Here is a 21,787-nt window from a genome sequence, read left to right as displayed (position 1 = left end):
AGGATCGTGTATCAGCTGACAAGAACCTCGACACTCGGGTCAGCTAGCTTCAGGGCGGCCGTGCGGGCCTCTTCTGGGCTGCAAGCGGCCAGAGCGGCGTCGGCAATTCGGCGGCACTGCTCTAGGTTATGACGAGATAGGGCCGCCTTGACGGCGGTGATCTTGCCGGCGGCCATCGAGAGCGAACGAATTCCGACGCCCACGAGGACCAAGGCCAGCAGAGGATCACCAGCAGCCTCTCCGCACACGCCAATAAGCCGCTCGCCGGCTCCATCACAAGTGGCTTTAACCAGCTGAATGACGGCGGGCTGCCACGGCGTCAAAAGTTCGGCCAACTCGCCTTGCAGGCGGTCAGCGGCCATTGCGTACTGGGTGAGGTCGTTAGTGCCAATGGAGGCAAAATCTACCGGTTCCAGTACCTGGGACGACCGTAGAGCCGTCGAGGGCACCTCGACCATGATGCCTACGGTCTTGATACCTGCGGCACGGGCACGGGAGGAGAACCACTCGGCTTCTGCCTTCGTGGCGACCATCGGGGCCATCACGTACGGGTCACGACCTGTCTGCTCAGCAGCCTTGGCGAGTGCCTCCAGCTGGGCGTCGATGAGGTCGGTGCGCACCTGGGACAGACGCAGCCCACGACGTCCTAGGGCCGGGTTTTCCTCAGCGCCCAGGTTGGCAAACGCCAACGGCTTGTCGGCTCCGGCGTCTAGAGTGCGAAAGACAACCTTGGCGCCCTCATCAAAGGTCTTAAGTACGGTGGCGTACGCCTCAGTTTGCTCGTCAATAGTGGGGGCGTCTTGCCGGTCCAAGAAGAGGAACTCGGTGCGGAACAGGCCGACTCCCTCGGCACCTTTCTTCTTCGCCGTGGGGGCGTCGGAAGGATTGCCGATGTTGGCGAGTACGAGGATGCGTTCACCGTCAGTCAGTGTGGCGTCGCCGTCAGGGGCTGATGCCAACACCTCGGCGCGGCGATTGGCACGCTCGGTGAGCTCGGAGACGGATGCCTCGTCGGGCTCGACAAGGACCGTGCCGGTGACACCGTCAAGGGCTAGCGGAGTGCCATCTTCAATGTCACGAGCCTCGCTACACCTCACCACAGCGGGAATACCGATCTGGGAGGCCAGGATCGCGGTATGGCTTGTCGGGCCGCCAGCCGCAGTGATGAGACCACGGACCAGCTCTGGGTTGAGGGTCGCAGTGTCAGCCGGGGCGAGATCTTCCGCGACGAGAATCACTGGTGAATCAAAGGAGGGAACACCAGGCTCAGGCAGTCCTTGCATGACGGCGACCGCGCGATCGCGGACGTTGCGCAAGTCAGTGACGCGTTCGGCGAGATAGCCGCCAGCTGCGCTGAGCTGAGCGCAGAAATCGTCGAAGGCTGCCCACAACGCGTGGGCCGGACCATGCCCGTCGGATAGGTGGGACTTGACGCTGGTAAGCAGCCCGGGATCGCGAGCCATCATGGCAGTGGCCTGCAGTACTGCAAGGGCCGACGGATCGGCGTGAAGGGAGCGCTCATCGAGACGATCAGCAACCTTGCCGAGGGCGGCCTCAACCTTGGCCAGGTCTGCCTCTGCGCCTCGGCTGGGATCTGAAGCGGGCAGTCCGGGGGCGGGGGAGACGACAAGCGCGTGGGCCTGTCCGACTCCTGCCGAGACCCCGAGCCCCGAGAGGGTCCGCATGGGATCAGGCCTCCGGGTCGGTTTGCAGGTTCGCAACGAGGGCATCAAGCACCTCGTCGGCGTTATCACCCTCCGCGGTCAATTCGACGGTCTCGCCGTGCTTGGCGCCAAGCCCCATCACCGACAAAATCGAGCGGGCATCCACCGGCTCTTCGCCAGGGCGTCCGATTTTGACGGCCAGGCCGGACTTCGACGCCGCCTGAACGAACATAGCTGCGGGACGGGCGTGCAGGCCGCTCTCGGCTGCAATAGTGGTGGTGCGGCTCGGCATGATTGCCTCCTTGGTGGGCTGAAAATGTCAGGGACGACGATAGCCGACTGCGCGATGATACGACGTGGTGGGTCGGGGCCGATAGAGTGCCAACCATGGTTGATGAGCACACCCCGCCGGTCGTCGCGGTTGTCGTCGCAGCCGGTATGGGGACACGGTTCGGCGGTTCCGTTCCCAAGCAAGTTACCTCGCTGACCGGAAAGGCCGTCGTCGCTGTTGCCGTGGAATCCCTAGCCGCAGGCGGTTGTGATGAGGCCGTCGTCGTCGTGAAGGAGGGTATGCACAACCACTTACAGCTAGCCCTAGCTGCATCTCCGATACCGGTTCACTTCGTTACTGGGGGCAATACGCGCCAGGAATCGGTACGCAACGGGCTGAGGTTTATCGCTCAACATCATCGGTTGAGCGACGCTACAACGGTGCTCATTCACGATGCAGTGCGTCCGCTGGTTCCGGCATACGTCGTCGAGAATGTTATCGCGGCCGTGGAGAATGGTGCTGTTGCCGTGACTCCGGTGGTCGATGTGGTCGACACCATACGTCAGGTTGACGGAGACACGTCATCGGTCGTTGACCGCTCGACCCTGCGTGCTGTTCAGACCCCCCAGGGATTTAAACGGGCCATCATCACTGAATGTCATGAGCAGCTATCTATCGAGGGCGGTTCGGTGACTGACGACATTTCGTGTTGTGAGCGATACGGCCACCATGCCACCCTCGTCGAAGGCTCCAGGATGTCCCTCAAGATCACTGAGCCGGTCGATCTCGACATCGCAGAGGTGTTTGCGAAAGCGGCTGCCGGTGCCGGGCATCATTCGGGACGTCGTATTGGCAGGATGCTGCGTGCTGCTAAGCCGTCTACCGTTGTTAGAAAATTGGGTCACGGGAGTCGGCGGTGATGGAAATTCGGACGGGGATCGGGACGGATGTCCACCAGTTAAGCGCGGGCGTGCCGATGCATGTTGCCGGGCTTTCTTTCCCTGACGAGAGGGTTGGGCTGGTCGGTCATTCTGACGGTGACGTTGCCTGCCACGCCATATGCGACGCGCTGTTATCGGCGACCGGACTGGGCGATATCGGCTCAGTATTTGGCACCGCAGATCCGCAGTGGGCTGGGGCGGCTGGTGCCGACTTAGTTGGTCATGTGGTAGCTCTCATCGCCGGGAAAGGATGGACAGTCCAGAACGTCGCGGTGCAGGTTATTGGTCAGAGACCGCGTATGGCCGCTCGCAGGGCCGAGGCGGAGACCGCCCTGGCACAAACCGTCGGGGCTCCGGTTTCCGTGTCGGCGACGACGACCGATCACTTGGGGTTTACCGGACGTGGTGAGGGAGTAGCAGCGGTTGCGTCAGCCCTTGTCACTCGAGGGCTCAAAAGTGAGGATAACTCCCTGATCCGGTAGCTGTGGTGGTGGCCCGGACACCTTGATAGCTCCAGCAAGTAGAGATTGGTCGGGGGAATTGAAATACAACGCGACGTGGCCGAGATCGCTGAGATTTGAGGTTGCGGCTTCTCCGACCTCATCGATGGTGTAGCGAGTGCCAGCGAAGTTGAGGACATCTCCGGGTAGTAGTTCGCGCTGAGGAGTCAGCGGGGAACGACCACCGCGATTGTGAACTACGCAAATATCAGACAAGGCATCGGGCACGGGCTCTCCGAACAGCACGATGACTCCGGTATCCAACATGTCCTGGGCGCCTTTGCCGATGCGGAGCACTACGGCGTTCCACAATGTGCTAGACGTAGTCGCCATGGCTGACCCCCTTGAGTATGGACTCTGTGCCCTTCACGGCACGGTATCATTACCATCAGTCTTCTAAGGTGTCATGATCGTAGCGGACTAACTCCCTAAAAGGGGCGCGTTTAACATCGTGAAAGAAGCCCTTGGTAGACCACATCCAAGGGACGATGAGGTTTCCCAGAGGAGGAGTGGTCACCATGATCGAGAAGAAGATTCTTTGTTTGCTGTGGCACTGGTACTGCGACGTCAGTGCAGGTTGCCAACAAACTTCAGCGGTTGCTGCGTGAGCGCGGGATCAACGCCCGGATGGAGCACTGCCATGTCGCGGAAGTTCCGCGGGTGGCTGAGAGGTTTAGCCCTGATGTGATTGTCTCAACGACCGCAGTGAAGCAGCCCACCGAGAACGTCAAAATGTTCCGCGGCGTTGCATTCCTTACCGGTGTTGATGAAGGGCAGTTGGCAGACGAGATTGCGAACGCATTGAAATCGTGACGATCCCGTGACAGGCGACAAGGCATGAGAAACGGGGATTCACCCGAAGTGTGGTGAATCCCCGTTTTCGCAATGAGAATGAATCAGGAGGCGAGAACCTCGTCGAGCATCTCCTCAGCCCGGTCATCAGCTACCTTTTTGGCGAGGGCTAACTCAGACACCAGGATTTGACGAGCTTTCGAGAGCATCCGCTTCTCGCCGGCGGACAGACCGCGGTCACGTTCGCGGCGCCACAGGTCACGGACGACCTCGGCAACTTTGAGAACGTTGCCAGAGTGGAGCTTTTCAAGGTTAGCCTTGTAACGGCGAGACCAGTTGGATGGCTCCTCAACATTGGTCTTACGAAGGACCTCGAAAACATTCTCGAGACCCTCGTCATCAACGACGTCACGAACGCCGACAAGGTCAAGATTGCTGGCTGGCACTCGCACAACCAAATCGTTTTGTCCGAGAATCCTCAGAACGAGGTAGAGCTTTTCCTCGCCTTTAATAGTGCGAGTCTCGATATCCTCGATCACGGCAGCGCCATGATTCGGGTAGACAACGGTTTCACCAACGTTGAAAGTCATTTGTGTGGCCCCTTTCGGGGGTTAAGTATATCACATAATAATAGTTGCGGTCAATATTAATTTTGTACGAATGTCCTCAATAGCGTCACGGCGCGCCGGCCTCATTGGTTGAAGGCCTTACACATGAACCCGGGGTTCCTTGGCGCTGCCGACGGGTCGCCTTGCTCTAGCGGATGAGGCCCTCATGGACGCCGACTCGGCTAAACTCAACGACGATATGCGCCCCGGAAGAGGAGATTCCACGATGATCGACCGTCGCCGGACGACTGCTGTCCTTGCTGCCGTCGGGGTTCTTGGTGTGGTGGCTTGTGGCGCCGATCCTAAGGTCCTTACCAGTTACACCCCGGCGGCTGGTGTCAATGGCAAGTCCGACACCGTCAAAGTGCAGAACCTGGTGCTCATCAATGGCGGCGGTCAGGCCCGTGTATCCGCCGCAGTTGTTTCTCGCAAGGATGACAAAATTGTCGGGATTACGGGGGAGCCGCTCACGTCGAACAACTCTCTATCCGGGCGGTCCTTCACCATGAGGACGGTGAACGTCAAACTTCCGGCCCAAACGTCGGTGAACCTTACTCAGTCCAAACTTCAGGTCCCCGTTGAGGGGCTGTCGAACGGGCTATTGGCCAAGGTGACGATCAAGTTCGCGAACTCAGCGCCAGTTACTCTGGATGCTCCAGTTGTGTCGTCCACCCATCCGGACTTCGCGGAGTACGCTCCTTCAGGAATTCCGTCAGCTCGGTCCTGATCAGCCGAATACACCATTCCTGCGTGGTGCTGCTTTCCTGCGTGGTGTTGCTTTAGGCCTGAAACTTGTAGCCCAGTCCGCGTACGGTGATGATGCGCACCGGACGGGATGGGTCATCTTCAATCTTTGCGCGCAGCCTTTTGATGTGCACGTCAAGAGTTTTAGTGTCGCCAACATAGTCGGCTCCCCACACTCGGTCGATGAGGGAGGCTCGGGTCATGACACGTCCTGCATTGCGCAGCAGCACCTCAAGTAGGTCGAACTCTTTGAGGGCAAGTCGCACTGCCGTCCCGCCGACGCTGACCTCATGCCGCTCAACGTCCATCCTTACCCCGCTCTCCTCGAGCACATCGGGGGAAACCTCTATCTCAGGGCCGCCGCGACGAGTCACAGCGCGGATGCGCGCGACCAATTCTCGGTGGCTAAACGGTTTGGTGACGTAGTCGTCGGCTCCGAGCTCCAGCCCGACAACCTTGTCGATCTCCGAATCCCTAGCCGTCACCATGATGATCCCGACATTGCCGCGCTGGCGTAGCTGACGGCAGACTTCGGTCCCTGGAAGCCCTGGCATCATGAGGTCGAGCAGTACGATGTCGGCACCGTTGTGCGAGTAGATTTCGAGACCATCAGCGCCATTGGCGGCAGTATTGACCTCAAATCCCTCTTTGCGCAGCATGAAGGCGGTGGCCTCGCGATAGGACTCTTCGTCCTCGATGATGAGTACACGGGTCATGACTCCTCCTGATTGGATTCGTTGTGGTGATCAACGTCGAGGGTTGGAAGTCGAAGGGTGAACGTGGACCCCTGGCCCAATTTGCTCCACACATCGACAGATCCCCCGTGTGCCTGGCAGGTGTGCTTAACCAGCGACAATCCCAGGCCGGTTCCACCGTTTTCCCTGGAACGGGAGTAGTCCACCCGATAGAACCGTTCGAAAATACGCTTTTGGTCAGCCTCGCTAATACCGATTCCGTTGTCGGCGACGGCGATTGCGATGACGTCGGTGTCGACGTCACGGACTCGCCGGGCGGAGACCACTACCCGGGCCTTTGGTTCGGAATAGACAATGGCGTTGTGAACAAGATTGGCGACTGCTTCGGTGAGCTGGCTTTGATCCCCGAGGACCCACAGGTCGTCGTCGCAGCGCACTACCAAGGACACCTCTCGATTGGCAGCTTGTTCGCGGTGGCGTGAGACGGCCTCGTCAATGGCGTCTGCGACAGCCACTGGTTCAGCGCGCAGTAGTGGTTCGTCGGCTTGTAGCCGGGACAAGTCGATGATCTGGGTGACGAGGGCAGACAGTCGTGAGGACTCTGCTGTTAGCCGCTGGGAGAAATGTCGGACGGCCTCTGGGTCGTCAGCTGCACCTTCGATGGCTTCGGCGAGGATGGAGACAGCACCGATGGGGGTCTTCAACTCGTGAGAGACATTGGCGACGAAGTCTCGGCGGGTCTCGGCCAGCCTGACATGTCGCGAGCTGTCACTGGCAGAGATAACGGCGTTGCCGTGATCATCGAGAGGACCGACTCGCACGGTGAGAATGAGGTCGGCCCCCGTGGAGGCCCGTTTCATCTCCATGGTGTCGACGATGTCGCGCCCCTCGCGCCGGGCAGTACGCACCAGTTTGAGCAGAGCCTCGTCAGCGATACGTGAGCCGCGTACGAGTTCCATCGATCGCGCACCCAGTGTGGTGTGGAGGACCTCGTCATGCGGTCCGACGATGACGGCTGCCTCGGTGGTTAAGTCGAGAGCTCGGGCGAGGGCCGAATCGACTTCGATAGCCTCGATGTCGGTGGCGAGGGTGTCCACGGGATGACGAGACGACTCCACCACGCGGCTCACGAGGACCGTCAATCCAGCGCCGACGACGGCACCAATGATCGCTGACAGAATCATGCCCACAGTTCGCATAATAGGGGGATGGTCGTCATGCTTGTCACCCGCGTGTCACGGAGGGCTGACGAGGTTACTGGTCGTTCACTTAAGGTTCATGGTGGCGCTACACGGGAGAAATGTCTGAGTCGACAAGGCCGATAGGCTTGGCTGCACCCCACTATGGAAGGACACCGGCATGCGTGAGAGCTATCACGACGAGCTCAATGCCACCAGCGGCAGAATTCTGACGATGGCGGAGCTGGTTCGGGTCGCCGTCAAAGATGCCACGGCGGCTCTCATCGGTGCGGACCTGACTACCGCTGAGCGTGTCATCTCTGACGACTCGAAGGTCGACTCGTTGAACGAGGAGATCGAACGTCGTTGTTTTGATCTGCTGGCCCGTCAAGCCCCAGTGGCCGGCGAGTTGCGCACCATTGTCGCGATGCTACGGATGTGTTACGAGCTTGCACGTATGGGCGATCTTGCTGCCCACGTCGCTAAGATTGCCCGCCTTCGTTTCCCTGAGGTTGCGGTGCCTCCGCAGGTCGCTGACCAGTTCGTCGAGATGTCGAAGATTGCCGACTCCATGATTGGCAAGGCTGAGAAGACTCTTGCCGATCGCGACGCGGAGGCCGCCGAATCTCTGGCGTCTGAGGACTCCAAGATGGATGATCTGCGACGCGATCAGTTCCGTCTGTTACTGGGCGACGACTGGACTTACGGGGTGGAGAGCGCCGTCGACACCGCTTTGTTGGGCCGCTACTACGAGCGTATCGCCGATCACGCCGTGGCCGTCGGTTCCCGTGTCATCTACATCGTCACTGGTGAGGGCCCCGCTGGTGAAGACTGGCCGAGCGCGTACTGATCAATCTGCCCCTCACGTCGGCGTTTCCCGTCGGTGTGAGGGGTTTGCTGTGTCGCAGTGACAATGCCTTGTACTGAGTACGTACAATTGAGGTGATTAATGTGTCGTGGTACACGGCTGATAATTCTCAGTGAGGTCTTGTCATATGGCTTTTGCCTTCCGTAGCAAAACGATAGCTGGCGCTGTCGTTGTCGTCACTACCGTTTCGATGGCCATCGCCGGGTGCGCGAGTAGTGACCCAGAGTCTGCTAGCTCCTCGTCGAAATCGGGTGTGAGCTCTGCCCAGTCATCTTCGCAGCCGTCGCCATCGAAGAGTCCCATCGCGAAGCCCAGCATTTCCAGCGGCGCTAGTGCCCCGGCGGGGTTGCCGAGCGGTCCGGTGCCCGCCGGCGTATTCGGTGTTGGCGCGGCCGTCACCAAGCCCGCCTGCGCTGAGCCGCCGTCGAATTACTCCCCGCTTAAGGTTCCGGGCACTGTCGTCAAGGACATCGACGGTCTGGAAGCGGGGACGAACCACGGCAGGGCTGCCGACAAGTATGTCTACTCGGCTTCGGTGGTGAATCAATGGTTGGAGAAGCCTTCCACCCAGCCCAAGAACAAGAAGATCGTTTTCGTCACTTTTGACGACGGTCCAACGACCAAATTCACCGGCGAGCAGCTGGATAATCTGGAGAAGGCAGGTGCTCGTGCCACCTTCTTCATGATCCCCCCGCAGATGCGTGACGTGGGCAAGAACATGCTCAGCCGCTCGCTCAAGATGGGCAATGCGCTGGCCATCCACTCGTACTCCCACGACTACAAATACCTGTACCACGGCAGCGCTGCGAACAAGGCCAAGCACATCAGTTGTGACTGGGACTGGGCAATGGCTCAGAGTCGTGCCATCCTCGGGTCGAATTACTTCTCTTCGGCCTTCCGCTACCCGGGCGGCCACATGTCCTGGACTAATCTGTCTCAGGCTGACGCTACGCTGGCTAAGCGCGGGGTCGGCTGGATCGATTGGAACGCGATGAGTGGAGATGCTGACGCCCAGCGTCCCACGACTGTTCCTGGATATCTCCAGATGGTTAAGAAGAGCATTAAGGAGTCCAATAACCCGAACGTCGTGGTCATCCTCAATCACGACACCTACGGCAAACAGATGACGGCTAAAGCCATGCCTTCCATCCTCGCGTGGCTCAAGAGCCAGGGCTACGAGTTCGGCGTTATTGCCTAAAGCTCTAGCTTCATGCAACTCGACGGTGCCCCGATATTTCTGGCGGCACCGTCGAGTTGCATCAAGCAGCTTCAGCAGCCTGCGGGCAGGCTTACTTGTTTCCCTGGTTAGCGACTGCCTTGGCGCCGGCGGCAGCGGCCTCAGGGTCGAGGTAGCGGCCCCCCCTAGTCACGGGCTTGAGGTTGTCGTCAAGCTCGTAGAACAGCGGGATACCGGTCGGGATGTTGAGGCCGGCGATGTCCTCGTCACTGATCTCGTCGAGGTGCTTGACGAGGGCGCGCAGGGAGTTACCGTGAGCAGCCACGAGCACCGTCTTGCCGTCCTTAAGGTCGGCAGCAATATCAGAGGTGAAGTACGGCACCATGCGGGCCACGACGTCTTTGAGACACTCGGCGACCGGACGCTCGGACGCCGGGATGTCGGCGTACCGCGGGTCATGGAACTGGCTGAATTCGCTGTCGCGGTCAAGGTCCGGTGGACGAACATCGTAGGAGCGACGCCAAGCCATGAACTGGTCGTTGCCGTACTTCTCCTTGGTCTCAGCCTTGTTGAGACCCTGCAGCGCACCGTAGTGACGCTCGTTGAGGCGCCAGGAGCGATGCACCGGGATCCAATGGCGGTCGCAGCCGTCAAGGGCTAGGTAGGCGGTATGGATAGCACGACGTAGCAGCGAGGTGTGGACGATATCGGGCAGGAGGTTTTCCTGCTTGAGCAGGTCGGCGGCGTGACGAGCCTCGCCCTCGCCCTTCTCGTTGAGATCGACGTCCACCCAGCCGGTGAAGAGGTTCTTGGAGTTCCATTCGCTCTCGCCATGGCGGAGCAGGATGAGCTTTGCAGTCATGGTTCCACCATAGTGTGTCTGGGGAATAGCATTCGCGTCCCCTACCCCATCTGCGGGATTGCAGTCGTTATGTCCCTCGGTAGTTAGATCCGGTGATCTCGGTGTTCGCCCTGACACAACACCGTCAGTCTTCTACCGTTGCGAGGATGTCCGGGAGTGTATTCGCGACCTCCGCGTGGCTGCCGTGCAGCAGAATGCGGTACGACGACTCGTCTTGGATGAGTGTGATGACAGCTTCGAGCATGTCGATTTGATTGCCGGGGTCAGTGACTAGGGGCCAGATGCTGAGCTGGACGTCGAGGTTGCGCTCGGGATCGTCCATGGCGTGGAAGGTTGTCGATGCACTATTGCGGCATACCAGTAGCCCCGGGGAGATGACGTGTTCGGGATCGATGTGCGGAATAGCGATGGACACGTAGCCGAAGTCAAGCCCGGTGGGGAATTTCTTCTCTCGTGCACTCACCGCGTTAAGGAATGTGGATTTCACCATGTTGTCAGCGGTGAGACGATCATTGACCTGGGCGTAAAGGTCATTCTGGCTGGTGGCCGTCACGTCGGCCACGATAAGACGGGGCGTCGGCATTGTTTTACTTTCCTATGGGGGCTTCGACCGGTGACTTGTGTCCTTCGACACGGCCAGCGGACCCGGACACCTTTGCGCGTCTGATCGGGGTGAGGTGGTCGGCTCATACGTTCGGTTCTGCCCGACAGTTCGGGGGACTAACCAAGTTAGTTACGCACTTATGTGTATTTACGCCCATGAGGTAGGCGACGGGCAATGAGACGTTTTGCCTATTCCACCTGCAGCAATGACAGCTAGTGACCTGTCAGGCTTTGAGGTCGCTAGCGATCTGGTCTGCGAGTTCCTCGGCGTCAACACCGGTGAGCAGCGGCGTGCCTCGGTAGACCTTGATCTCCTCATCTGGAGGGGTGATAGCGGTGGTGACGACGATGGCGTCAGGCTGGAATGTCGTCATTTGGGCGGGGACGTTGGCCGTTTTGCATTCCTTCATCGTCGCGGTGATGCCCCGATCACGCAGCATCCGCTGCAACTTGTTCGCCACTTGGACGGAGGTTGCGATGCCAGTGCCGCAGCAGACCAGAACCTTTTTGTTGACCATCAATGCCTCTCCTCACGTGGATGTCGAACCCACCTCGTCGGCCACTTCGGGGTGCGGCACGAAGGGGGCGGCGATGCCCTCATATTTACCCACCATGCCTCCATGATTGTCCACGGACAGGCCGTTAGCTAGTGCTAGCGGAAAATCTCACACTTTTTGCGACGAACGTGCATCAAAACTGGGCCCTTGGTGGGAAAGTGTGATAATTAGACGCTGATCTCACCAGCGATGTCGGTCTCGATCCATCGCTTGAGCTCTTTGCCGTGCAGCCCTTGAGAGAGCAGAAAGACTAGCTTGGCATAGAGAGCCTCGAGAGTCATGTCATGGGCGCTGACAGCTCCGCCCTCCGTGAGGGCATGACTTGACTGGTATTGACCCAGTTGGACATCAGCTTGCATGCATTGGGAAGCGACGACGACGGGGGTGCCGGCGGAGATGACATCGAGGATGGCGTCGACGACGCCGGGTTCATCACTGGGGATATTTCCGACCCCGAATGCGCGCAAAATGACGGCTTCGGGCAAAGGGTCGAGGACGGCGCGGAGGCGTCGAGCGCTGATGCCCGGAGATAGATCAACGACGAGGACGTCGTGACGCTGGTATGGGCCGGGGTTGAGCCAACCGCAACCCGTCGATTCATTCTCGACCCATTGCCACGGTGCTCCGGTGCGCGCTAATTGTGGGACGGCGGGCGAATCGAACCCGTTATAGGCCCACGAGGAGAGTTTCGTGACGCGATTGCCACGCAGCAGTTTGTGGCCAAAGAAGACCGCGACCCCGTTGAGGCGCCCGCTCGTGGCGGCTCGCAGCGCTCCCGTGACGTTTGGCGCAGCATCTGTTCCGACGACTCCCAATGAGTACTGTGCTCCGGTGACGACGACCGGCTTACCGAACTCGGTAAGGGCGTAGGACAGCGCGGCTGAGGTGTAGGCCAAGGTGTCGGTTCCATGAAGAACAACGAATGAGTCGGCATCGTCGCGATGCTCCCACAGATCGTCGACAATTCGGCGCCAGTCATCGGGAGTGGCGTTGGCCGAGTCAATGAGATGCTCGAAACTCAGGGTCTCAAAGGTTCCGGCGAGTTCGGTGCCAGATAGTAATTGGTTAAGCCAACCCGTCAGATCAGCACCTGGAGCTAAGCCGTTAGGAGTGGACACCATTCCTAACGTTCCGCCGGTGTAGAGAACGTGGGTTTGCATCATTCACATCCCCTCATCGCTTGGAACCACGTTGTCGAGCAGGTCGGGTTTGATGCTGTTACGGACTGCGTACCACCCGGCGACCATGGCAATTGCGACCAGGGCGAAGAGGGCTAGTGTCCAGCGCCCCGATTCCGAAGTGACGTTCGACAGTACGACGATCAGCAGGAAGGCCAATGAGATGTAGTTCGTGACCGGGGCACCAGGCATGCGGTATTCCGGTCGGTTGTCCTTGCCCCGCCTCACTGCGCTCACGAAACGGGTGTGGGCGAGCAGGACCATCGCCCACGTGCCGGCGATACCGATGCCGGCGAGGTTCATGACGATCTCGAAGGCGCTATCCGGGAGGAAGGCGTTGAGGGCAACGCCCAGCAGACCGAGGGCGGCGGTCATGGCGATGCCGCCAGAAGGCACGTGGTGACGGTTGAGTTTAGCAGCGGCTTTTGGTGCTTCGCCGGCAACCGCCAATGACCTCAGGGTGCGTCCGGTCGAGTACAGGCCAGCATTGAGCGAGCTGAGGGCAGCCGTCAGGACGATTACCTGGATGATGTCACCAGCGTAGGGAATTCCGATTCCGGTGAAGAAGGTGACGAACGGGGATTCATTGCTTGAATAGGCAGTGTACGGCAGTACCAGCGCCATCAAGATGATCGAACCGACGTAGAAGACGAAGATACGCAGGATCATCGAGTTGATGGCCTTGGGCAAGATCTTGCTCGCATCCTTGGTCTCGCCTGCTGCTACGCCGACCATCTCGGTGCCGCCGAAGGCGAAGATCACTCCCAGAGTGAGTGCAAAGACCGGCGCCAGCCCAGCGGGGAAGAATCCGCCATGCTGGGCGATGTTGTGAAGGCCTGCGGTGTAGTTGCCAACCCGCGCACCCGTGACGATGGCCCAGATGGCCGCGATCATGAACAGGATGATCGCGGCTACCTTGATAGCAGCGAACCAAAATTCGGCCTCGCCGAACATCTTCACGCTCAACATGTTGAGGGTAAACACCACGCCGAGGGCGATGAGCGCTAACACCCATTGTGGGATGGCACGCAAGGGCGTCCAATAATGCAGGTACAGCGCCACTGCGGTGATGTCAGCCATCACCGTGACCGACCAGTCAAGGAAGAAGAACCATCCGGTGGCGTAGGCGCCCTTCTCACCCATGAATTCACGCGCGTAGGACACGAAGGCGCCTGAGGACGGACGACGAATAGCCATCTCACCGAGGGCCCTCACCATGAGGAAGGCGAAGATGCCACAGACGGCGTAGCTTATCGCCAATCCGGGGCCACCTTGGGCAAGGCGTCCGCCAGTACCCAGAAACAAGCCGGTGCCGATTGAGCCGCCGATGGCGATCATCTGCAGGTGCCTGTTCTTTAAGGCCTTGTCGTAGCCGGCATCCCCCTTATCAACGGTGGTGCTGGTGTGCGGGGTGACAGAATCACCTTCCTGCATGGGAACCTCCTCGTGACGGAACCACCCGGTCTAGCACGGGAATGCTAGCCCCGAAGGGGCCACTCTGCACCGAAAATAAGTATCTTTACAAACGGATCAGAAACGAGTGGGCCGGTTGAATTATCGGCGTGGGCGTGTGATAAGGCTCCGTCTGATGAGATGGACGATTGGGGCGTCTCGTCCCCAGGCTGTCGAGGTCGCAGGATCAGGGTCAGGGAGCCACAGGAGCGAAGAAAAAGGGCAGCGACGAGAAATCGACGGCCCATGTTCTGTTCTTTGCAGAACGTGGACCGCCGATCGAAACGGTGCGGAAATTTCGTGAGTAGATACTTGGTGAGAATCCCCGAACTAGGAATCAAGGGGGATTGAGCCCCGTCAGGCCAAATCCAGCCCTGGGTAGAGGGGGAAGTTGCCCAGCAGCTCGTCGGCGGCGTCATGGACCTTCTGCGCCACACCGTCGGCAATTTGGTATTTGGCCTTGCCGGGCTTGCCGGTGGAGGCCGTCATCGGGGTGGTGGCCTCCAAGGTAGTGACGATGAGCTCGGCGACCTGATCGAATTCGTCGGGTCCGAATCCGCGGGAGGTCAGTGCCGGGGTGCCGATGCGTATGCCAGAGGTGTACCAGGCGCCGTTCGGGTCAGTCGGAATGGAGTTGCGGTTGGTGACCACACCGGCGTCCAGCAGCGCGGCCTCGGCCTGACGACCGGTCAGCCCGAAGCTCGTCGTGACGTCGAGCAGGTTGATGTGGTTGTCAGTCCCATCGGTGACGAGCTTGACGCCACGTTTCATGAGTCCTTCGGCTAGGGCCTTCGCGTTATTGGCGACGCGCTGAGCGTAGTCGCGGAAGGTCTGGGTGCGCGCTTCTGCCAGAGCGACGGCCTTGGCAGCCATGACGTGGGACAGCGGGCCGCCGAGCACCATTGGGCAGCCGCGGTCGACGTCGTCGGCGTAGTCCTTAGTCGTCAGCACCATGCCGCCGCGCGGTCCGCGTAGCGACTTGTGGGTCGTCGTCGTCACGACCTGGGCGTGGGGGATGGGGTTCTCGTCACCAGTGAAGACTTTGCCAGCTACCAGGCCAGCGAAGTGGGCCATATCGACCATGAGCACAGCACCGACTTCGTCGGCAATCTCGCGCATCTTTGCGAAATTAACGCGGCGCGGGTAGGCGGAGTATCCGGCGACGATGACAAGCGGCTTAAACTCGCGGGCCAGCTCAGCGACCTTGTCGTAGTCGAGCAGGCCCGTTTGCGGATCGGTGCCGTAGGAGCGCTGGTCGAACATCTTTCCGGAGATATTGGGGCGGAAACCGTGGGTAAGGTGGCCACCAGCATCGAGGCTCATGCCGATCGCCCGCTGGTCATTGAAACGATGACGCAGGGTGTCCCAGTCAACTTGAGTGAGGTCATTGACAGTGCGGGCGCCAAATTCTGACAGGGCTGGGGTCTCGATATGGTGGGCCAGAATCGTCCAGTAGGCGGTGAGGTTGGCGTCAATGCCGGAGTGGGGCTGTACGTAAGCGTGCTCAGCGCCGAACAGAGCGCAGGCATGCTCGGCGGCGATCGTCTCGACGGTGTCAACGTTTTGGCAACCGGCGTAGAAGCGGTGGCCGGCAGTACCTTCGGCGTACTTATCAGAGAACCAGGTACCCATGGTCGCCAGAACTGGCAAGGATGCGTAGTTTTCGGAAGCAATAAGTTTGAGGGAATGACGCTGGTCGGTGAGTTCAGCACGGGTTGCCTCCGCGATCCGCGGCTCGACCTGTGCGATCGCGTCGAGCATGGTGCGGTAGGCCGGGGCTAGCTTCTCGGCAATGTCACGGGCAGTGGGATCGACGGCACGGGGATCACTCACGGATGGCTCCTGTCATGACGGGACGGTAAGCACAAATCTACTCGTCCCGGGAGCCACTTGGGGCTATAGCCTGAAAGGACGGCGAACGGCTCGCCGTCCTGCCACGGATCGGATCAGCGTTTCACTCGTGCAGATCCGCCTGCTGCCAACGATTCCACCTCGCAGCGGGTGACCATCGAGGTATCGCCGGGCGTCGTCATGGCCAGAGCGCCGTGGGCGGCTCCCAACTCGACGGCTTTCTGCAGGTCTCCAGTCTCCATAAGACCAGCCACGAGACCAGCTGCGAAGGAGTCACCACCGCCAACGCGGTCGAGGATTTCCAGGTTGGGGCGTTCGACCGAGCGGACCAAACCAGTGTCCTTCGACCACGCAATAGCTGACCAGTCGTTACGGCTAGCAGTACGCACCTGACGCAGGGTCGTGGCGACGACGGAGATATTCGGGAATTTCTCGATGACCTTGTCAATCATGGTGGCATACGAGTTGACGTCGAGATGGGAGAGGTTCTCGTCGTTGCCCTCCACCTCGAATCCCAGACACGCCGTGAAGTCCTCCTCGTTACCGATCATGACGTCGACCAACCTCGCCAATTCGCGGTTGACACGGTGTGCCTCCTCTTGACCGCCGATCGACTTCCACAAGCTCGGGCGGTAGTTGAGGTCGTAGGAGATAACGGTGCCGTTAGCGTGGGCAGCTGCCATGACAGCCTTCGCGGTCTGAGCGCTGCTCTGTGACAAGGCGGCGTAGATGCCTCCGGTGTGTAGCCATCGCACTCCCAGTTGTCCAAAGAGACGGTCGACGTCGATGTCTTCGGCACGCAGCTGGCTGGCAGCACTATGGCCACGGTCGGAGACCCCGACGGCGCCGCGGACACCGAAGCCACGCTCGGTGAAGTTGAGTCCAGTGCGCACTGTGCGGCCGACTCCGTCAGAGGGCACCCAGGTGATGAACTGGTCGTCGACTCCACCAGCAGTGATGAGGTCACCGACAAGATGTCCAACCGGATCGTCGACGAGGCTGGTAATGACGGCGGCGTGTTTGCCGAAGACGCGGGACAAGCCGCGGCTGACGTTGTACTCGCCGCCGCCCTCCCAGGCGTCGAAGGACCTAGCGGTACGGATGCGACGCTCACCTGGGTCGAGTCGCAGCATTACTTCGCCGAGGGAGACGATGTCGTAACAGCACTGATCTGCGGGGCGAAGGGTGACGGGGTTAGTCATGACTGCTCCTTGACGATGTGGTGGGCGCTATCGACGGCTTCGCGGACTAGGTTGGCGATGGTGTGGCAGTCCCGGGCGGCGACGGCATCAGCCGGGGTGAGCCAGGTACCTCCGACGGCAGGAATATTGGCGCGGGAGAGGAAATCTGCGAGGTTGTGCGGCTTGACCCCACCGGTGGGGACGAAACGTAGGTGCGGGAAAGGGCCTTCCAGCGACGCGATGGTGGCTGCACCGCCGAAGGTGCCGGCTGGGAAGAACTTGAAGGTGTCGAGTCCCATGTCGATGCCAGCCATAATTTCGGTCGGGGTGATGGCCCCCGGCAGAACCGGGATGGCATGGTGCCGACATCGATCGACGACCTCGCGGGAGAGGCCGGGGGAGACGACGAAGCTCGCCCCGGCGCTCACCGCCTCATCGACTTGGCGGGCATTGATGACGGTTCCGGCGCCGACGGTGATCCGGCCGTCACCGGCCATGGACTCGATGGCGGCTGGGGCGGCATCGGTACGGAAGGTCACCTCGGCGACCGGAAGGCCACCGACGACCAGCCCGTCGGTGACGGCTGGGGTAGTGGCGGCGTCATGGATGACGACTACTGGGATGACCAGATGTGACAACACAGTGTTGAGTGCTTCATTGCTCATGTTCGATCTCCGACATTGGGTATTGTCCAAGGTTGTCTAGCGGTCGGCGGCCACGGCGACGAGTTGCCACGATTTCCCGTAGCTGCGGGCGGACCACCCGATGCGCCGATCCGTGAGGACTCGAGACGCTGTGGCCAAGGACACTCCTGTTCGATGACGGGGGGAGACTCTATCGGTTCTAACAGGCTACGGGCGGCATATCGACGAGGGGACCGTCGTCCTAACGAGTCGGATCGAGCCTAGCAATGTTCCCCTGATGATGGTGTCAATTTTGGTGTTCGAAGCGGTCCTCTAGTGGGGCGGTGAAAGCGATTTCTCACGTTCGTTTAAGACGGGTCCGGGTTCCTTGTAAAGAGTAAGATGGCGAATGATCCGAAGTTGACGATGGTGGACCGAAAGGATGAAACCAGCAATGACAAGACCCTGTGTGGTGCTGTCCGTTCTGGACCGGTACAAGCCGATGTCTTTCACTGTTGAGGCCATGGAGCGTCTTGGTGAGTTGGCGGAATTGCAGATAGACCCCGACCCGCAGTTCCATGCATCTGCGTAGAGCCGCCAAATGCTCAAGGATGCAGAGGTTGTTGTCACCGCATGGGAGACTGGCGAGCTCACTGATCTGCTGGATTACACGCCACGGTTGCAGATGGTGATTCACTCGGGGGCTCGGTCAAGGATGTTATTGGAATGCAGAACTACGAGCGAGGGGTGAGAGTCTCTTCCCAGAGATCCAGCTCAATGCCGAACCCGTTGCTGAATGCTCTTTAGCTATGATCATCCTGGCTGCCAGAAGGGGTCTTCCCATCACGGCGTCGGTACATAGAGAACCGAGCCAAGGAGGAGACGTTTTGGGGAACTTCACGGAAGTCGGGCTGTATGGTGCGCAGATCGACTCATTGGGTGTCGCGAATTTCGCGTTGGGTCATTGACATGCTGGCCCCCTTGCACGATGACATTAAGGTGTCCTCCCACCATCTCAACAAGGCACAGGCCCGTAACTCGGCGTCACTGCCGCAAACATCGAGGACATCATGCGTACCTGCGACGTAGTCTCTTTGCACTCGGCGTCGACCACGCGGACCTACCACATGCTGGGAGCCGAAGACTTTGCTACCATGGAAGATGGGGCCGCCTTCATTAATACCGCGCGGGGCGCCATCTGTGGCCAAGATGCTCTCATCGCCGAGCTCCAGCGTGACAGAATCAATGCCATCATGTGATGTCACAGATCCTGAGGCCAACGTTCCCGATTCGCCGTTGTGGACGTTACCCAACATTATGCTCACTCCATACGCGGCCGGTTCTGTCGGCAAGGAGCTTCGTCGTCTTGGTGACGGGGCCGTAACGACTTGGCCCGCTACATCGTAGGTAGCAAGGTGGTCGGGGAAATCCTGGTCGATCAGTACCGCAGGGCGAGCTTGACCGACCAGGGGCCTACTTTTATTGCTCAGGAGCTAGTGTGCGGCAGCCCGAGGGGGTAGGACGAGGCACGGAGGCTTGGCTTTGTCGGTTTGGGCAGCGCAGGGGACAGTGTGACTCTGATGGACTGGCCGCCTAGGTCTGCGGTGTTGATGCGTAACGTCGTGGTCTTGTCACTTCGGCTGACGCTGATGCGGTCGCTGGAGTTCTCAACTGTCCAAACGCCCTCGATGGCGACGGTGAGTGAGGGCCTCTTCTGGGTGGGTTCGGACATGATGACCTCGACCCGGCTTCCCTGGGCCTGCGTCTGTATTATGGCGGGTGCGTCCGCCGTCATCCCGGCACATGTGGCGGGCTTCCAGAAGGCATAGGTGGTAACCACAGTGGGGTCTTTTGTGAGCAAGCAGCCGGTTGAGCGTACAGCCTGCACCATACGGTCGTTCGATAGCACGATGAACAGATTGTCGACAGGTCGCTGAGCCAGCGCCATCGTTTGGGATCGGCTGGCGGTGGGCAACACGGCCCAGGCCACCGGACGATTGTGGTGGGTGACGTGGAGAGAGGCGTAGTTGCGCTCAATGGCTTCGTTGAAGCCCTTGACCGTGCGTGCCGGGTTGACGTCGATCCATGAGCCTTTCCTTTTCTCCAACTGAGCGGTGAGATCGACGTCAGTGGCGAAGACGTATCCACCGACTCCGCGCAGGTGTGCCCAGTGGGGGTTGTCGAAAGACGTCTTCGATGTGATGGTAATGCCGTCGACTAGCAGTTCCGGCGGTGTCTTACCGACCTTGCGGTGTTCGACCACTGTGGTGGCCTTGGAAGCGTCGGTGGAGACATCGGTCGTCAGCTCCAACAAGGCATCTTTGAGCCCCACCCACAGCCGCCGGGCTTTCAAGGTGGAGTCCTGAGAGGTGATTTGTGAGGCGGCGGCAGACCACTCTCCTGACGCCAGCCCACCGGACCATTCATTGTCGGGGGTTCTCTCTGCCCACGCGGTACCGACGGCGCGTTTCAACGGAGTGGAGTCCACGGTCGTGCCCGTCGGTGCGGAGTAGTCGACGGTAGCCCAGAACCCGTCCTCGTACTGGCCCATGTCCTCAGGCAACATAAGATAGCGCATTCCTTGGCTGGTCCTTGACGCCCACTCATTTTCCGAGTTGCCATACTCGTACCACGAGATGCGGTTCGAGCAGTTAGAGACGGCGATGAGCCAATTTGGTGTTCGGTGCACCAGCCGGTCGATAGAGGCAAAATAGGTTGGAGTGGACGATTCTGGTATCGGTCGGACATTGGCGGCGGTGTCGAAGAGATCGATATCCCTCAGCGAGGCAGGTTCACTCAGGTGGTCGAAGGTGTTGCGGGTCATCCATCCGTGTACGGTTCCCCGCCACAGTTCGGCACGGTGAGCGGGGATGGCATTGGCCATGAGCAACATGGATCGTGCGATGGACATGCCGTGCATGGCTGCGGGTTCATCGATGCGCGAGATGGAGCGGCCGCGCACACAGTCGAGGATCTGGCCGCCATACATCACGGGCACGATGCCGCGCTCCACTTGTGAGAGGAGATTTGCTTGTGCCGAGTCGGTGATGTCGAAGCGTGTCCCCGCCACCAATGGGAGCAGCATTGCCAAGCCGCTCAGCAATACGTCGCCGTAGGAGCCGGTGTAAGGGACGTGAGAGTGCTGGATGAAGCCGCCGTCGGCACGAAAGCCGTCGCCTTCGGCGACCGTGCGCCAAGAATCGGGGAGCCCCTGGACCGCATGGCGGAGCTTGGACTCGTCGCCAGTGGCAATTGAGCGACATATCACAGCCCGGGTGAGGTCCATTCGGTTCGCTCCGGTCGAGATGACCGGTTGTGTGGGATGGGCGGTCGGTTTCACCGATTCTGGTTGCTGATACCAAGGATCGGGGACGAAGTGGTCGATGCCGGCTGCTGCTGCAGCCATGACGTCTGTGGGCAGGGCGTCGTGCAGGATACACATGACATCGCCGATGGCACGGGATGCGCCATCCTCCCAGTCCCACCAGTTGCCGTACTCGTCCTGTGAGGGGTGGTAGCGAAGACGACAGAAGTCCTTCAGAGCGTCGATGCAGGCAGAGAGGACATGAGGTTCGGCATGGTAAGCGGAACCAGGAGTGGCCCAGGCGCACGCGATGGAACTAATGGCACGGGCGGTTGTGGTAATGAAGGAGGATTCTTCCTTCTGCAGGTTTGCGGAGAGTAGGACAGTGGTCCTACTGCTGCTAGATGCGAGGTCGGTGAGGATTGTGGCCACCCTTTTGTCGGTCTTAGCGATGATCGCACGAGCTCGTGGATCAGCGGTTTTGGCCGCGTTGCGTCCAGTGATGATGTCGGTCCATTTTTCGCACAGTGCCGACCAAATATCGGGATCTGGTGAGGCGAAGGCATCGGGCATCTCAGGGGAAGCGGCAATCGCGATGGCTGATAGTGCGGACAAGGATAGGAAGGTCCGTCGCGAAGGGACTTGATACGGGATGTCGAACATTAATCGCGCTCCTAGAGCAAGTGTGACAACGGTGCCACGCGGATGGGTATGGGTTCCTAGCAGATTACGGGAAAG

At 59.9% G+C, this 21,787-nt stretch carries 23 protein-coding genes and 1 pseudogene; 8 read left to right on the top strand and 16 right to left on the bottom strand.

Features of this window, described 5'->3' with window-relative positions; genetic code table 11:
- Nucleotides 1-11 precede the first annotated feature (11 nt).
- Together ptsP and ACOYO3_RS10480 are read right to left on the bottom strand one after the other, a co-directional pair.
- Nucleotides 12-1,685, bottom strand: a complete 1,674-nt coding sequence (gene ptsP / locus ACOYO3_RS10485; RefSeq protein ID WP_002517095.1) for a phosphoenolpyruvate--protein phosphotransferase — start codon at nt 1,683-1,685, stop codon at nt 12-14.
- 4 nt (nt 1,686-1,689) lie between these two features.
- On the bottom strand, nt 1,690-1,956 hold the full coding sequence (locus ACOYO3_RS10480) for an HPr family phosphocarrier protein (RefSeq protein ID WP_002513080.1): 267 nt from the start codon (nt 1,954-1,956) through the stop codon (nt 1,690-1,692).
- Between the two features lie 95 nt (nt 1,957-2,051).
- On the opposite strand from ACOYO3_RS10480, the gene ispD reads away from it, so the two are divergent.
- Complete coding sequence (ispD, locus tag ACOYO3_RS10475) at nt 2,052-2,855, top strand: 2-C-methyl-D-erythritol 4-phosphate cytidylyltransferase (protein ID WP_002517178.1); 804 nt, start codon at nt 2,052-2,054, stop codon at nt 2,853-2,855.
- Nucleotides 2,855-3,358 (top strand): 2-C-methyl-D-erythritol 2,4-cyclodiphosphate synthase, encoded by a 504-nt coding sequence (ispF, locus tag ACOYO3_RS10470; RefSeq protein WP_002518734.1) that lies wholly within the window; start codon nt 2,855-2,857, stop codon nt 3,356-3,358. The genes ispD and ispF overlap by 1 nt, the downstream gene beginning before the upstream one ends.
- Here the strand turns inward: ispF and ACOYO3_RS10465 are convergent.
- Nucleotides 3,305-3,709 (bottom strand): PTS glucitol/sorbitol transporter subunit IIA, encoded by a 405-nt coding sequence (locus ACOYO3_RS10465; RefSeq protein ID WP_002522238.1) that lies wholly within the window; start codon nt 3,707-3,709, stop codon nt 3,305-3,307. The genes ispF and ACOYO3_RS10465 overlap by 54 nt on opposite strands.
- 185 nt (nt 3,710-3,894) lie before the next feature.
- Between ACOYO3_RS10465 and ACOYO3_RS10460 the strand changes: the two are divergent.
- Nucleotides 3,895-4,189: pseudogene (locus ACOYO3_RS10460) on the top strand (PTS sugar transporter subunit IIB).
- Nucleotides 4,190-4,272: 83 nt separating this feature from the next.
- Here the strand turns inward: ACOYO3_RS10460 and ACOYO3_RS10455 are convergent.
- Nucleotides 4,273-4,758 carry a CarD family transcriptional regulator gene (locus tag ACOYO3_RS10455; RefSeq protein WP_002517055.1) on the bottom strand — a complete coding sequence of 162 codons (486 nt, stop codon included), beginning with the start codon at nt 4,756-4,758 and terminating at the stop codon, nt 4,273-4,275.
- 139 nt (nt 4,759-4,897) lie between these two features.
- Here ACOYO3_RS10455 and ACOYO3_RS10450 point away from each other — a divergent pair, with 139 nt between their 5' ends.
- Complete coding sequence (locus ACOYO3_RS10450; RefSeq protein WP_002523052.1) at nt 4,898-5,503, top strand: hypothetical protein; 606 nt, start codon at nt 4,898-4,900, stop codon at nt 5,501-5,503.
- A 52-nt stretch (nt 5,504-5,555) separates the two neighbouring features.
- Here ACOYO3_RS10450 and ACOYO3_RS10445 read toward each other — a convergent pair whose 3' ends face one another.
- Together ACOYO3_RS10445 and ACOYO3_RS10440 are read right to left on the bottom strand one after the other, a co-directional pair.
- Nucleotides 5,556-6,236 carry a response regulator transcription factor gene (locus ACOYO3_RS10445; protein WP_002517140.1) on the bottom strand — a complete coding sequence of 227 codons (681 nt, stop codon included), beginning with the start codon at nt 6,234-6,236 and terminating at the stop codon, nt 5,556-5,558.
- Nucleotides 6,233-7,414 carry a sensor histidine kinase gene (locus tag ACOYO3_RS10440; protein WP_002517494.1) on the bottom strand — a complete coding sequence of 394 codons (1,182 nt, stop codon included), beginning with the start codon at nt 7,412-7,414 and terminating at the stop codon, nt 6,233-6,235. The genes ACOYO3_RS10445 and ACOYO3_RS10440 overlap by 4 nt, the downstream gene beginning before the upstream one ends.
- A gap of 160 nt (nt 7,415-7,574) precedes the next feature.
- Here ACOYO3_RS10440 and phoU point away from each other — a divergent pair, with 160 nt between their 5' ends.
- The gene (gene phoU / locus ACOYO3_RS10435; protein ID WP_002513088.1) at nt 7,575-8,243 is read left to right on the top strand and encodes a phosphate signaling complex protein PhoU; all 669 of its coding nucleotides are present in this window, start codon (nt 7,575-7,577) and stop codon (nt 8,241-8,243) included.
- A gap of 141 nt (nt 8,244-8,384) precedes the next feature.
- Here phoU and ACOYO3_RS10430 read toward each other — a convergent pair whose 3' ends face one another.
- Complete coding sequence (locus ACOYO3_RS10430; RefSeq protein WP_002517137.1) at nt 8,385-8,579, bottom strand: hypothetical protein; 195 nt, start codon at nt 8,577-8,579, stop codon at nt 8,385-8,387.
- A 43-nt stretch (nt 8,580-8,622) separates the two neighbouring features.
- On the opposite strand from ACOYO3_RS10430, the gene ACOYO3_RS10425 reads away from it, so the two are divergent.
- Nucleotides 8,623-9,459, top strand: coding sequence for a polysaccharide deacetylase family protein (locus tag ACOYO3_RS10425; RefSeq protein ID WP_002517112.1), 837 nt, complete (start codon nt 8,623-8,625; stop codon nt 9,457-9,459).
- A gap of 91 nt (nt 9,460-9,550) precedes the next feature.
- On the opposite strand, the gene ACOYO3_RS10420 is transcribed toward ACOYO3_RS10425, so the two are convergent.
- The 8 genes from ACOYO3_RS10420 to eda form a co-directional block, all read right to left on the bottom strand.
- A complete protein-coding gene (locus ACOYO3_RS10420) occupies nt 9,551-10,300 on the bottom strand; it encodes a phosphoglyceromutase (protein WP_002517074.1) in 750 nt (249 codons plus the stop codon).
- 124 nt (nt 10,301-10,424) lie between these two features.
- On the bottom strand, nt 10,425-10,883 hold the full coding sequence (locus tag ACOYO3_RS10415) for a PTS sugar transporter subunit IIA (protein ID WP_427305881.1): 459 nt from the start codon (nt 10,881-10,883) through the stop codon (nt 10,425-10,427).
- 244 nt (nt 10,884-11,127) lie between these two features.
- Nucleotides 11,128-11,421: a PTS sugar transporter subunit IIB gene (locus ACOYO3_RS10410; protein WP_002517063.1), complete on the bottom strand. Its 294-nt coding sequence runs from the start codon at nt 11,419-11,421 to the stop codon at nt 11,128-11,130.
- Between the two features lie 206 nt (nt 11,422-11,627).
- A complete protein-coding gene (locus ACOYO3_RS10405; RefSeq protein WP_002517044.1) occupies nt 11,628-12,623 on the bottom strand; it encodes an asparaginase in 996 nt (331 codons plus the stop codon).
- On the bottom strand, nt 12,624-14,072 hold the full coding sequence (locus ACOYO3_RS10400; protein WP_002517164.1) for an amino acid permease: 1,449 nt from the start codon (nt 14,070-14,072) through the stop codon (nt 12,624-12,626).
- Nucleotides 14,073-14,447: 375 nt separating this feature from the next.
- Nucleotides 14,448-15,923 (bottom strand): glycine hydroxymethyltransferase, encoded by a 1,476-nt coding sequence (locus ACOYO3_RS10395; RefSeq protein ID WP_002517066.1) that lies wholly within the window; start codon nt 15,921-15,923, stop codon nt 14,448-14,450.
- Nucleotides 15,924-16,036: 113 nt separating this feature from the next.
- Complete coding sequence (locus ACOYO3_RS10390) at nt 16,037-17,143, bottom strand: sugar kinase (protein WP_002524696.1); 1,107 nt, start codon at nt 17,141-17,143, stop codon at nt 16,037-16,039.
- Nucleotides 17,140-17,787 (bottom strand): bifunctional 4-hydroxy-2-oxoglutarate aldolase/2-dehydro-3-deoxy-phosphogluconate aldolase, encoded by a 648-nt coding sequence (eda, locus tag ACOYO3_RS10385; RefSeq protein WP_002517175.1) that lies wholly within the window; start codon nt 17,785-17,787, stop codon nt 17,140-17,142. Before eda ends, ACOYO3_RS10390 begins: the two co-directional genes overlap by 4 nt.
- A 412-nt stretch (nt 17,788-18,199) precedes the next feature.
- Between eda and ACOYO3_RS10380 the strand changes: the two genes are divergently transcribed.
- Nucleotides 18,200-18,337 (top strand): hypothetical protein, encoded by a 138-nt coding sequence (locus ACOYO3_RS10380; protein ID WP_002518738.1) that lies wholly within the window; start codon nt 18,200-18,202, stop codon nt 18,335-18,337.
- Between the two features lie 478 nt (nt 18,338-18,815).
- The gene (locus ACOYO3_RS10375) at nt 18,816-19,004 is read left to right on the top strand and encodes an NAD(P)-dependent oxidoreductase (RefSeq protein WP_427305880.1); all 189 of its coding nucleotides are present in this window, start codon (nt 18,816-18,818) and stop codon (nt 19,002-19,004) included.
- A gap of 227 nt (nt 19,005-19,231) precedes the next feature.
- Here the strand turns inward: ACOYO3_RS10375 and ACOYO3_RS10370 are convergent, their stop codons facing one another.
- Nucleotides 19,232-21,712 carry a polysaccharide lyase 8 family protein gene (locus ACOYO3_RS10370; RefSeq protein WP_002517162.1) on the bottom strand — a complete coding sequence of 827 codons (2,481 nt, stop codon included), beginning with the start codon at nt 21,710-21,712 and terminating at the stop codon, nt 19,232-19,234.
- Between the last annotated feature and the right edge of the window lie 75 nt (nt 21,713-21,787).

It is taken from the genome of Cutibacterium sp. KBN10P07758 (assembly GCF_050286205.1).
Lineage (GTDB): Bacteria > Actinomycetota > Actinomycetes > Propionibacteriales > Propionibacteriaceae > Cutibacterium > Cutibacterium acnes.
This window is presented reverse-complemented; position numbering and strand designations above follow the sequence as displayed.

Bases quoted from the DNA above. Each gene is read 5' to 3' on its own strand.
- phoU (WP_002513088.1), top strand. From the start codon at position 7,575: ATGCGTGAGAGCTATCACGACGAGCTCAATGCCACCAGCGGCAGAATT.
- ispD (WP_002517178.1), top strand. From the start codon at position 2,052: ATGGTTGATGAGCACACCCCGCCGGTCGTCGCGGTTGTCGTCGCAGCC.
- ACOYO3_RS10400 (WP_002517164.1), bottom strand. From the start codon at position 14,072: ATGCAGGAAGGTGATTCTGTCACCCCGCACACCAGCACCACCGTTGAT.
- ACOYO3_RS10405 (WP_002517044.1), bottom strand. From the start codon at position 12,623: ATGATGCAAACCCACGTTCTCTACACCGGCGGAACGTTAGGAATGGTG.
- ACOYO3_RS10415 (WP_427305881.1), bottom strand. From the start codon at position 10,883: ATGCCGACGCCCCGTCTTATCGTGGCCGACGTGACGGCCACCAGCCAG.
- ACOYO3_RS10445 (WP_002517140.1), bottom strand. From the start codon at position 6,236: ATGACCCGTGTACTCATCATCGAGGACGAAGAGTCCTATCGCGAGGCC.
- ispF (WP_002518734.1), top strand. From the start codon at position 2,855: ATGGAAATTCGGACGGGGATCGGGACGGATGTCCACCAGTTAAGCGCG.
- ACOYO3_RS10410 (WP_002517063.1), bottom strand. From the start codon at position 11,421: ATGGTCAACAAAAAGGTTCTGGTCTGCTGCGGCACTGGCATCGCAACC.
- ACOYO3_RS10440 (WP_002517494.1), bottom strand. From the start codon at position 7,414: ATGCGAACTGTGGGCATGATTCTGTCAGCGATCATTGGTGCCGTCGTC.
- ACOYO3_RS10430 (WP_002517137.1), bottom strand. From the start codon at position 8,579: ATGCTGGGCTTCGCGATGGGACTCTTCGATGGCGACGGCTGCGAAGAT.
- ACOYO3_RS10390 (WP_002524696.1), bottom strand. From the start codon at position 17,143: ATGACTAACCCCGTCACCCTTCGCCCCGCAGATCAGTGCTGTTACGAC.
- ACOYO3_RS10480 (WP_002513080.1), bottom strand. From the start codon at position 1,956: ATGCCGAGCCGCACCACCACTATTGCAGCCGAGAGCGGCCTGCACGCC.
- ptsP (WP_002517095.1), bottom strand. From the start codon at position 1,685: ATGCGGACCCTCTCGGGGCTCGGGGTCTCGGCAGGAGTCGGACAGGCC.
- ACOYO3_RS10370 (WP_002517162.1), bottom strand. From the start codon at position 21,712: ATGTTCGACATCCCGTATCAAGTCCCTTCGCGACGGACCTTCCTATCC.
- eda (WP_002517175.1), bottom strand. From the start codon at position 17,787: ATGAGCAATGAAGCACTCAACACTGTGTTGTCACATCTGGTCATCCCA.
- ACOYO3_RS10420 (WP_002517074.1), bottom strand. From the start codon at position 10,300: ATGACTGCAAAGCTCATCCTGCTCCGCCATGGCGAGAGCGAATGGAAC.
- ACOYO3_RS10380 (WP_002518738.1), top strand. From the start codon at position 18,200: ATGACAAGACCCTGTGTGGTGCTGTCCGTTCTGGACCGGTACAAGCCG.
- ACOYO3_RS10465 (WP_002522238.1), bottom strand. From the start codon at position 3,709: ATGGCGACTACGTCTAGCACATTGTGGAACGCCGTAGTGCTCCGCATC.
- ACOYO3_RS10375 (WP_427305880.1), top strand. From the start codon at position 18,816: ATGCGTACCTGCGACGTAGTCTCTTTGCACTCGGCGTCGACCACGCGG.
- ACOYO3_RS10455 (WP_002517055.1), bottom strand. From the start codon at position 4,758: ATGACTTTCAACGTTGGTGAAACCGTTGTCTACCCGAATCATGGCGCT.